At 62.0% G+C, this 10,777-nt stretch carries 9 protein-coding genes; 6 read left to right on the plus strand and 3 right to left on the minus strand.

The window, feature by feature from the left end:
- Positions 1-219: 219 nt before the first annotated feature.
- From PMI07_RS33860 to PMI07_RS29985, 4 genes are all read left to right on the plus strand, one after another.
- A complete protein-coding gene (locus tag PMI07_RS33860; RefSeq protein ID WP_024164282.1) occupies positions 220-2,262 on the plus strand; it encodes a CHASE3 domain-containing protein in 2,043 nt (680 codons plus the stop codon).
- On the plus strand, positions 2,259-2,627 hold the full coding sequence (locus PMI07_RS35480) for a response regulator (protein ID WP_007761120.1): 369 nt from the start codon (positions 2,259-2,261) through the stop codon (positions 2,625-2,627). Before PMI07_RS33860 ends, PMI07_RS35480 begins: the two co-directional genes overlap by 4 nt.
- A 159-nt stretch (positions 2,628-2,786) precedes the next feature.
- Positions 2,787-4,775, plus strand: a complete 1,989-nt coding sequence (locus PMI07_RS29980) for a bifunctional 2',3'-cyclic-nucleotide 2'-phosphodiesterase/3'-nucleotidase (RefSeq protein WP_007761125.1) — start codon at positions 2,787-2,789, stop codon at positions 4,773-4,775.
- Between the two features lie 79 nt (positions 4,776-4,854).
- Complete coding sequence (locus PMI07_RS29985; RefSeq protein WP_007761128.1) at positions 4,855-5,691, plus strand: PhzF family phenazine biosynthesis protein; 837 nt, start codon at positions 4,855-4,857, stop codon at positions 5,689-5,691.
- An 85-nt stretch (positions 5,692-5,776) separates the two neighbouring features.
- On the opposite strand, the gene PMI07_RS29990 is transcribed toward PMI07_RS29985, so the two are convergent.
- Positions 5,777-6,337: a DUF2087 domain-containing protein gene (locus PMI07_RS29990; protein ID WP_007761131.1), complete on the minus strand. Its 561-nt coding sequence runs from the start codon at positions 6,335-6,337 to the stop codon at positions 5,777-5,779.
- A gap of 300 nt (positions 6,338-6,637) precedes the next feature.
- On the opposite strand from PMI07_RS29990, the gene PMI07_RS29995 reads away from it, so the two are divergent.
- Complete coding sequence (locus PMI07_RS29995; RefSeq protein WP_007761134.1) at positions 6,638-7,666, plus strand: zinc transporter ZntB; 1,029 nt, start codon at positions 6,638-6,640, stop codon at positions 7,664-7,666.
- A gap of 36 nt (positions 7,667-7,702) precedes the next feature.
- On the opposite strand, the gene PMI07_RS30000 is transcribed toward PMI07_RS29995, so the two are convergent.
- A complete protein-coding gene (locus tag PMI07_RS30000; protein WP_007761137.1) occupies positions 7,703-8,671 on the minus strand; it encodes a LysR family transcriptional regulator in 969 nt (322 codons plus the stop codon).
- A gap of 163 nt (positions 8,672-8,834) precedes the next feature.
- Here PMI07_RS30000 and PMI07_RS30005 point away from each other — a divergent pair, with 163 nt between their 5' ends.
- A complete protein-coding gene (locus PMI07_RS30005) occupies positions 8,835-9,452 on the plus strand; it encodes an FMN-dependent NADH-azoreductase (protein ID WP_007761141.1) in 618 nt (205 codons plus the stop codon).
- On the opposite strand, the gene PMI07_RS30010 is transcribed toward PMI07_RS30005, so the two are convergent.
- Positions 9,449-10,732, minus strand: a complete 1,284-nt coding sequence (locus PMI07_RS30010) for a GGDEF domain-containing protein (RefSeq protein WP_007761144.1) — start codon at positions 10,730-10,732, stop codon at positions 9,449-9,451. The genes PMI07_RS30005 and PMI07_RS30010 overlap by 4 nt on opposite strands.
- Positions 10,733-10,777 lie beyond the last annotated feature (45 nt).

Genomic DNA, 10,777 nt, shown 5'->3' on the forward strand with positions numbered 1-10,777 from the left:
GTAAAGGCCGTAGAAGCGCGAAATATCAAGCCAAAATGGGTGTTTACCAGATATTTACTACTTGCCGTTGAATTCATAAATGATAAAGTCCTAATCTATCCGAAGCAAGCAAACTAAAAACCGCCCTCGTTAAGAGTAGCGGCTGTTCAAGCGTCCCCGTTTTTTTCGCCTGCATTGAGCTGACCGCCCCAGCGCACAGGCAAAGCCAAGGATGCTTAGATGGTTGCTGTTCCTTTTACCTTGCCCTCTCCGACATCGCGGGCGGCCCGCCTGCTCGTTACCCTGGTTACTTGGTTAGCATTGGCGCTCCTGGCACTGGGCGGCCTTCTGGCGGCGTCCGACCTTGGAAGCTTTGACAGCAACACGACGCTCAGCGACCACACGACAGCGCAACTTGCAGCCGAGCGGGTGTTGCCTCATCTGAAGGACGCGGAAGCCGGCCAAAGGCATTATCTGCTGACCGGCGACACCTCCTATCTGAAGCCTTATGAAGCCGCCCGCCGGCAGTTCGATCAGGACTTCGCCAATCTGCGGGCAGCTCCTTCGCCCTCCCCTTCGCGAATCGCACAGATAGCGCGCATCCGGCGACTGGCCGACGCCAGGCTCTCCGAACTTACCCGGACGATCGAACTGTATCAGTCAGGCGAGCGCGACGGGGCGCGTCAACTGGAGCTCGCCAACCGGGCCAAACGGACCATGGACACCATCGGCGCCGAAGTCGCCGATCTACAGGCCGATCTCCGGAACCAGTTTGTCCAGGCGCACGGGTCGATCCACTCGGCCTATACTTTGGGCGAGGCAATCCTCCTTGTGGCGCTTGCCGCGGCTTCGTTCGCAGCGACTGTCTGGGCAAAACGACGGATACAGCGCGATATCGATGCGAAGCTCTATCGGCTCGAAAGGTTCACGCAGGCGTTCGGGCAGACCCAGGGCACGTTGCGCAGCCTCGACGGCAGGATAGTGTTCTGGGGGATCGGCGCGGAACGCCTGTACGGCTATTCAGAAAAAGAGGCCCTGGGGAAAAACGCGCTCGACCTCCTGCAGACCCGCGGCCCGGTCTCTCTCGAGGAAATCAATGCGATCCTTGTCCGCGACGGCGAATGGCAGGGCGAACTCACGCGTCGCCACAAGGACGGTAGAGAGATCCATATCATCAGCAAGTGGTCGCTGAACCGCGGCGAAGCCGGGGAACCGGAAGTCGCGATCGAGGTGAGCAGCGACATCACCTCCATCAAGCTCGCTGAACGGGAACTCCACCAGACCAACGCCCTGCTGCGCGCCATTCTGGAGACTGCGCCGGGACTGATCTATGCCAAGGATCTGCAGGGCCGCATCATGCTGGCGAATGTCTCGACCCTGGATCTGATCGGCAGGCCGTGGTCCGAAGTCGAGGGCCGCACCGACCTGGAATTCCTGGACAACAAGGCCCAGGCTCAGCTGGTGATGGCCAATGACCGTCGGATCATGGATCAGGCGAAAACAGAAGAATTCGAAGAGATCATCAGCCACGAGGGCCGCCATCCGCGGGTCTGGTCGTCGACCAAGGCACCGTTGCGCGATGCCGACGGCAAAGTTATCGGCCTGGTCGGCGTCTCTGTCGAGATCACCGAGCGGAAACGGATCGAGGACCGGTTGCAGCTCATGGTCAACGAGTTGAACCACCGCGTCAAGAACACGCTTGCGACGGTCCAGGCCATCGCCTCCCAGACCCTGCGGGGCGGTGATCCGATCGTGCGCCAGACCTTGGAGCGGCGCCTCATGGCGCTGGCTGCCGCCCATGACGTGCTCACCCGCGAAAATTGGGAGGGGGCTGATATCGACGATGTGGTGACCGGTGCACTGGCGCCATTCGGCGACGGCGGTGACTATCGCTTCACGGTGTCCGGCCCATCGCTCCGGCTGCTGCCGCGGGCTGCACTCGCGCTGGCCATGGGCCTGCACGAACTAACGACCAACGCCTTGAAATACGGCGCGCTTTCGACCCTTGCGGGTCAGGTCGCGATAAACTGGCAGGTTGTCGAGGGTGCAAAACCCCTCCTGCGACTGACATGGACGGAGAGCGGCGGACCGCCGGTGATGGCGCCGTCGAAACGGGGGTTCGGCGTCAGGCTGATCGAACGCAGCCTGGCCCAGGATCTCGGCGGCAAGGCATCGGTGATCTTCGATCAGCCTGCGGGGATCGTCGGCACGATCGAAGCACCGCTGGCCGATGTCGTCGTCTCGGCGGAGGTGACGCCTCTCCTGCAAGTGGGTGCAAGGTGAACGATACCCATATCTTTGTCGGTATTCGCGTTCTCATCATCGAAGACGAAGCACTCGTGTCGATGATGCTCGAAGAATTTCTGGAGCAGATCGGATGCAGGATGATGGGAACGGCCTCGCGGCTCGACGAGGCGATCATCAAGGCCCGGTCGCTTTCCCTGGACATGGCCCTGCTCGATGTGAACCTCGCCGGCGAAGCCAGCTTTCCGGTCGCCGAGATCCTCACGGCGCGGGACATTCCCTTCATTTTCGTGACCGGATACGGGCCGCTCGGCCTGCCCGCCGACATGCGCCATGTCCCGATCCTTCCGAAACCTTTCCAGATGGCCCAACTTGTCGAATCCATGCGAATGGCGGCCTATTGATGCCTGGCACTTGCGCCTCTTCCGGACGGCATTCAGGGTAGAGCGGGCGATCGTCACGCGCATCTCCTCCATCGCTCAGAATCCGCTTGGAGTTACAATCCACGCGCGTCAATATGGCGCCGAATTGTCGCTCACCGGTCCGTTCGAAGGAGGCTGCCCATGTCATCGCTTAATGCTCTTCACCCGATCACCCGCCGCTCGCTGCTAGCAGGCGTCGCCGCCTCGTCGGCGCTGGTGATGCTGCATCCCTTTGCTGCCCGCGCGGCCGGCAACCAGGCGCATCTGCGCATCATGGAAACCACCGATATCCACGTCCACGTCTTCCCTTACGACTATTACGCCGACAAGCCGAACGACACGCTCGGCCTTGCCCGTACCGCCTCGATCATCGACGCGATCCGCGCCGAAGCCGGCAACTCCATGCTGATCGACAACGGCGACTTCCTGCAGGGCAACCCCATGGGCGACTACATGGCCTATGAGCGCGGCATGAAGGAGGGTGACAAGCATCCGGTCATCAAGGCGATGAACGTGCTCGGCTACGATGCCGGCACGCTCGGCAACCACGAATTCAACTACGGCCTCGATTTCCTGTTCAAGGTCCTGGCCGGCTCCGGCTTCCCTTACGTCTGCGCCAACCTCACCAAGGGCATGCTGGCATCCGATGCCAAGAAGGACGAGCTCTTCCTCAAGCCCTATGTGATCGTCGAAAAGCAGATCCGTGATGGTTCGGGCGCCACGAGCCCGGTCAAGGTCGGCTTCATCGGCTTCGTGCCGCCGCAGATCATGACCTGGGATGCGAAAAACCTCGAAGGCAAGGCGCAGACCCGCGACATCGTCGATGCCGCCAGGGCCTGGGTGCCGGTCATGAAGGAGGAAGGTGCGGATATCGTCATCGCGCTCTCCCATTCCGGCATCGATAGCGGCGGATTGAGCGACCGCATGGAAAACGCCTCGCTCTATCTTGCCGGCGTCGAGGGCATCGATGCGATCTTCACCGGTCACCAGCATCTGGTCTTCCCCGGCACCAAGGATTTCGACGGCGTCACCGGCGCCGACACGAAGAAGGGCAAGCTGATGGGCAAGCCCGCCGTCATGGGCGGCTTCTGGGGCTCGCATATGGGCCTGATCGACCTGCTGCTCGAAAAGGACGGCAAGACCTGGAAGATCGTCGATTCGACGTCCGAAGCCCGGCCGATCTACCACCGCGACGATGCCCGCAAGATCGTCGCCGACGTCAAGGACAAGCCGGAAATCATCGCCGCCGCCAAGGAAGAGCATGAGGCAACGCTTGCCTATGTCCGCCGCGCCGTCGGCAAGAGCTCGGCGCCGCTCTATTCCTATTTCGCGCTGGTTGCCGACGATCCGTCGGTGCAGATCGTCTCCAATGCCCAGACCTGGTACATGAAGGAGATGCTGAAGGAAGGCCAGTACAAGGACCTCCCCGTCCTCTCGGCTGCAGCCCCCTTCAAGGCCGGCGGCCGCGGCGGCGCTGAATATTTCACGGATGTGCCGGCGGGCGACATCGCCATCAAGAACGTCGCCGATCTCTACCTCTACCCCAACACCGTGCAGGCGGTGCTGATCACTGGCGCCCAGGTCAAGAACTGGCTGGAAATGTCGGCCGGCATGTTCAATCAGGTCGCGGCCGGCGCCAAGGATGCGCCGCTGCTCAACAACGATTTCCCGTCCTACAATTACGACGTCATCGACGGCGTCACCTACCAGATCGACCTGTCGCAGCCGACCCGTTTCGACAAGGACGGCAAGCTGATCAATGCCAACTCCAACCGGATCGTGAACCTGCAGTACAACGGCAAGCCGATCGATCCGGCGCAGAAATTCGTGGTGGCGACCAACAACTACCGCGCCGGCGGCGGCGGCAAATTCCCAGAGATCGCCGGCGACAAGGTGATCTTCGTGGCGCCCGACACCAACCGCGACGTGATCGTCCGCTACATCGTCGAACAGGGCACGATCAACCCGTCCGCCGATGCCAACTGGTCGTTCAAGCCTCTGCCCGGCACAAGCGCCATCTTCGAAACCGGCCCCAAGGCCCGCCAGTACGCGACCGCGGTCAAGGGTGCCAAGATCGAGGACGCCGGCGACGGTGAGAACGGTTTTGCCAAGTTCCGGCTGGTGCTGTAACGGCCAATATCATCCTGCGGCAATATCTGGACGGCAGCCTTGGCTGCCGTCTTTCTTTTCAACTGCATGAGGCAAGGCAATGCAAAAATTCTCCTTCCAGCAGGTCGACGTCTTCTCCAGCCAGCCGATGCGCGGTAACCCGCTTGCCGTGGTGATCGGCGCCGACGGACTGAGCGACGCGCAAATGCAGTCCTTCGCCAACTGGACCAATCTCAGCGAAACGACATTCCTGCTTGAGCCGACCGATCCGAAGGCCAGCTACCGGGTCAGGATTTTCACGCCGTCGCAGGAACTGCCTTTCGCCGGCCATCCGACGCTCGGCAGTGCGCATGTCTGGCTCTCGCAGCAACAGATGTCACCGACCGGCGATATCGTGCAGGAATGCGGCGCGGGCCTCGTCCGCATCCGCCGTGACGGCAATCGGCTTGCGTTTGCGGCGCCGCCGCTTACGCGCAACGGCCCGGTGGATCCGGCACTGGTGGAGCGGATCGCCAAGGCGCTCAACCTGCCCACCAACCTGATCGAGGATTCCAACTGGTGCGAGAACGGTCCGGACTGGATCGGCGTGCGCCTGCCCTCGCGCGCCGATGTGCTGGCGGTCAAGCCGGACTATTCCGCTCTCGCCGGCACCCGCGTCGGGCTCGTCGGGCGCTTCAATCCCGATCTCGATGACAAGGACGCGCAATTCGAGGTGCGCGCCTTTACCCGCAACGGCTACGAGGATCCGGTCACCGGCAGTCTTAATGCCGGCCTTGCCCAATGGCTGATCGGATCCGGTGTCGCGCCGGAAAGCTACGTTGCGGCCCAAGGCACCGTCCTTGGCCGCGCCGGCCGGGTTTATGTCGACAAAGTCGGCGACGATATCTGGATCGGTGGAGACGTGGTCACATGTATTCAGGGTGCGCTGGAACTCTGACCTGTCGGAGATGCCATCGGCAGGGAAAGTCCCGGCCGATGGCACACGATCGCGATTGAGACCGATCCGGTGGGCCGACTGACGGTTATGCCGCCTTTGCCCTGGCGAGACCAATCCGGGACAGCAGCAGCTTCAGCTCGGCCGGCGGTTTCTGCTCGATGCGCCGATACTCCCGGCCGTCGCGCGTGCGCTGCACGAGGCCGAAATCGAAGAGATCGCGGCGCAGCAGCGCGGCATCGCCGAAGACGTGCAACGTGTTCAGCAGCTCGCTGATCTGCCGCTCGGTGAACTCCCGGCCCGCCGGTATCTTCGACCAGAGGAACCAGAGGCAGATTTCCTGCTGCCCGCGCTTGGCCGGCCAGCGCACCAGCCTGCCCTCCTCGTCGAAATGGCGGGCGGTCTTCAGCACCCGCTCTTCGTCGGGTGCCGGTTCGTCGTCCAGCACCGGACGCCACCCAGCGATGACATCGGCGGTCTTGGCGGCCGCGCGAAAATGCTGGTAGTTGCGGAAACCGGCCGCCTTGGTAAGCAGATTGAGCATTTCCAGATGGCTCGGCTTGTGGTCGAGCGTGTCGATCTGGTGACGGACGGATTTGGCGAAAGCCGAAAGGTCGGCGATCTCCATGGGAAAGATGGATCTCGGCATGTCTTATCCTCAAACGCGCCATTCCCTAAAAATCAGGGTGTCGCTGGTCGCCGGCTTGTCGACTCGAGCACGGGATAAGTGCTGATCATCTTCGTCTGTGCAGGTTTAGCTTCCCTTTCGGGACGGCGACGCCTCGGTGAACTGCAGACCGTGGCGCCGTTATAGCAGAGGTCGAAACAGCGTCAACTCGCAGCCGGTGCGCTCCGGTCGTTCCGCCGTTTTGCAGGGAATGCATGCTCTTCGCGGGCAAGACATTTGCTGGTAAAATCGATCGAAATCGCCTGAGGAGGACGTCCATCGATGCTCGAAAAGGTAAAGACTGCAGAAAGCTACGGCGACGAACCCGGCCTGCGCTTCGTCCTTAACCTCGACGGCCACGGGGGCTGCAGGACGATGAACATGGCCGAGGCCTGCAGCTGGAAGCGGGGGGACGGTATCGTCTGGCTGCATTTCGAGCGCGACCATCCGGCGACGGCAGAATGGATAAACACCAAGGGCGGTTTCGATCCGCTGGTGGCGGAGGCGCTTCTTGCGGAGGATTCACGCCCGCGGGTCGAACCCGTGGGCGACGGGCTGCTGATCATCCTGCGCGGCGTCTGCGCCGCTCCGCCGGAGGAAGCAGAGAAAAACTCCAACGAGATCGACCTCGTGCCGCTGCATATCTGGGTGGACGAGCACCGACTGGTGACATTGCGAGACAGCGGCCATTATATCACCGCACTGCGCGATATCCGGCGGGCGCTCGACAACGGCAAGGGCCCCCGGCAGGCCGGGGAACTTCTGGCACTCGTCAGCGACAAGCTCGTCCGCGATCTGGAGCCCGTGCTCGACGACATGGACGAAGAGGTCGACGAACTCGACGAGCTGATTTTCAAGGGGGAAGCGAGTGAGGTCCGCCAAAGGCTCAAGCTGCTGCGCCGCCGCGCCGTGCAGCTACGCCGTTATCTCTCCCCGCAGCGCGACGCGCTCAACAGGATCGAGCACGACGACGCGCCTTGGCTCAAAGAACGGGACAAGCTGCGCTTTCGCGAGGTGATCGACAAACTGATGCGGTTCATCGAATATCTCGACGCGATCCGCGACCGGACCAGCATCCTTCACGACGACCTTTCCACGGTCATCGGCGAGCGGATCGCCCGCAATTCCAACAGGCTTGCCGCGCTGGCGGCCCTTCTCCTGCCGCCGAGCGTCGTCGCCGGTCTCTTCGGCATGAATGTCGGCGGCATTCCCGGCGTCAACGACACCTGGGCCTTCCTGATCATCGTTGCGCTCGTCGTGGTTATTTCCGCCGGAACGCTGTGGATCCTGAAGCGCATCGAGTGGCTTTGAATCCGCTTCGGTGTGCCCGGGCCAGCACCGCTTCGGCTATTCGGCCGCTTGAGGGATCGTTTCACGCGGTTCTAGCCCGAGCATCTGCTTGAAGTCATCATGGTTGGGGCAGGTCGATAGCCGGCGCTCCATGGCATCGACCAGCCACCGGCCCGCGGGGCCCAGCGGGTTTGCGGTCTTGCGCATGGCATAAAGCGGGTATTCGCTCTGCTCATAGGCTTCGAGATCGAGCGCCACGAGCGTTCCGTCCATGATGTCCTTTCCGGCGACCGAAGCCGGCAGGCCGCCCCAGCCAAGACCACCCTTGATCAACTGGTGCTTTGTGGCGATGTCGCTGACGCGCCATGTCTTGTAGGACAAGACATTGAAATCGCGCCCCTTCGTCAGGCCGGACGTATCCGTCACGACCATCTGGACCTCCTCGCGCACGTCCGCGAGCGTCAGAGGCCGACCCAACTTTGCAAGCGGATGTTCGGCAGCGGCGACCGGAATCATGAAGGAGTAGCCGATCTTCTCCATCACCAGCGAATCCTCCTGACGAAGGATCGATCCGCCTATGCCGATATCGGCCTTGCCGGAAATGACCATCTCCATGACCATGCCGAGTTCGCCGACATTGAGATTGAGCGCCACGCTCGGGAATCTCTCCCGGAACTCACGCAGTTCGGTCACAATAGCATCCGACGGCACCATCACGCTCAGCGCCAGCGACAGCTCCGCCTCCAGCCCCTGTTTGATGCTTTTCGCCCGGGCGCGCATCACCTGGAGGTCGGCGACGATCCGCCGCGCATCCGTCAGCATCGCCTTGCCCGCTTCGGTCAACTTCGGCTGGCGCGCGCCGCTGCGCTCGAAAAGCGCCACTTCGAGCTGGGTTTCGAGGTTGCCGATCGTATAGCTCACCACCGATTGCGCCCGGTTGAGCAAGCGCGAGGCGGCGGAGAAGCTTCCCGTTTCGGCAATCGCGAGAAACACCTGCAACTGGTCGAGGGTCGGATTGGCTTCCATGGTCTTCATCCAAATTTTCGATATATAGCTTCGAGATTATCTCAGTTTTATCGATGGGCGTCCACGCCTATCTAATCTCTCGAACACAGCGGATCCACCCGCTCTCCAATCCCTCTGCAGCGCCCAAGACTGCAGATAAGATCTCCAGACAAGGAAAAAAAGCATGTCTTCCATTCTTCTCGTTACTTCCAGCCCCCGCGGCGACGAATCGCTCTCCAGCAAGGTCGCCCATGACCTTGCCAACGAACTGAGCGCCCGCGACAACGGAACGTCGGTTGTCCATCGCGACCTCGGCGCCAACCCGATCCCGCATTTGGACAGCGTCACGACCTCCGCCATCCGCAAGCCTGCGGCCGACCGTACCCCGGCAGAAGCCGCCGCCGCCGACTATTCCGACAAGCTGGTCGCCGAACTGCTGGCGGCCGAAACCGTGGTCATCGCCACCGGCCTCATCAACTTCAACATCTATTCGACGCTGAAGAGCTGGATCGACAACATCGCCCGCGCCGGCCAGACGTTCCGTTACACGGCGACAGGCCCCGAAGGCCTTGCCACCGGCAAGAAAGTCTATGTCGTGCTCGCATCCGGCGGCGTCTATTCGGAAGGCCCGGCCGCCGGCATGAACCACGCCGTCCCCTACCTCACGACCGTGCTCGGCTTCCTGGGCATGACCGATGTGGAAGTCATCTATGTCGAAGGCGTCGCCTTCGGCCCGGACGCTGCTGAAAAGGCTATCGCCGCCGCCCAGCAGCGCAATCGGCAGCTCGCTCTCGCCGCTTAAGCCGTCCCTGCGCCTGACGGGGCGAGCCTGCCAAGACGGCCGTGGACATTGTCCCGGCCGTCATTTTTTGCGCGGTAGAGCCGCTCGTCGGCACGCCCGAGCACCGCATCGAGCGCATGCCCGTCTTCCGGAGCCGTCGCCACGCCGATCGATACCGTCACGCACTGGCCGTCGGGACGAATGACCGACCGGCAGATCGCAGTCCGCAGGCGCTCGGCGATCATCAGGGCGCTGTCGTGATCGGTGTCGGGCAGGATCAGCACGAATTCCTCGCCGCCGAAACGGGACAGATGGTCGCTCGGGCGCGAGCCGGCCTGCAGGCACAGCGCAATTTCCTTCAGCACCTCGTCACCCTTCAGATGGCCGAAGAGGTCGTTGACCTGCTTGAAATGATCCGCATCGACGATGATGAGGCTGAGTCCCGTTCCGCGATCGAGACAGCGGTGAATGAGCTTGGGAACATCCGCCTCCAGCCGGCTGCGGTCGAAAAGACCGGTCAGCCCGTCGACGCCGCTCTTGGCAAGCAGCGCCTGGTAGCGCTCGCGAAACGTCAGGTCGTTGAAGATATCGGTGATCTCGCGCGTCGACCTGGCGAGCCGCGGGATCTGTTCGATCTTGAGATAGACGGCAAACAGCAGCGCATAGAGGACCACAGCGAGGATCTTCGCATACCAGCCGCCGAAGAAGACCGAAGGCGGCGCATCGAAGAGGATGTTGAGTGCCGCATAGAAGCCGACCTGGTCGAAGGTCAGCATGACCGCACCGCTGATCGCGAATCTCAGCACGACGTTGCTGCGCAATACGCGGCCCAGCCGCTCGTACAGCAGGATGATGCCGATCGCGTCGATATAGAGCAGCGCCGTGCCCCACACCATCAGCCAGCCCATCTCGTTCAGGAAACCCATGTCCGCGGCGCGGCCGCCCGGCAGCGCCACGACCTCGTGCGCCTGGAGAAGCTGGGCGATCCCAACCGTCAGAAGGTTGCCGAGGAACAGCCCGTAGATCGGCTGGCGGACGGTTGCCGCATCCTCCTTCAAGTAAAGAAGCAGAATCATCATCAGCTTGCCGGCAAAAAACACCGACGAGCCCGGAGAAACGGTACCGAATGGAAGATCAATATAGAAGACCGCCGCAAGGTAGGTCTCCATGAAATGCATCACGCCGAGCGCGGCAAGAAATACGCCGAGGCCAATCTGACGACGGAAATGCAGGAAGGCGGTCATGACAGCGAAATAGATCACCGCTTCCGACAGGAAGAGGGCGAGATTGAACACTTGCATTTCGATCTGCTTTAACCCCCTGCAGGCACTATGCCGCTGTAACCG

It is taken from the genome of Rhizobium sp. CF080 (assembly GCF_000282095.2).
Taxonomy (GTDB): domain Bacteria; phylum Pseudomonadota; class Alphaproteobacteria; order Rhizobiales; family Rhizobiaceae; genus Neorhizobium.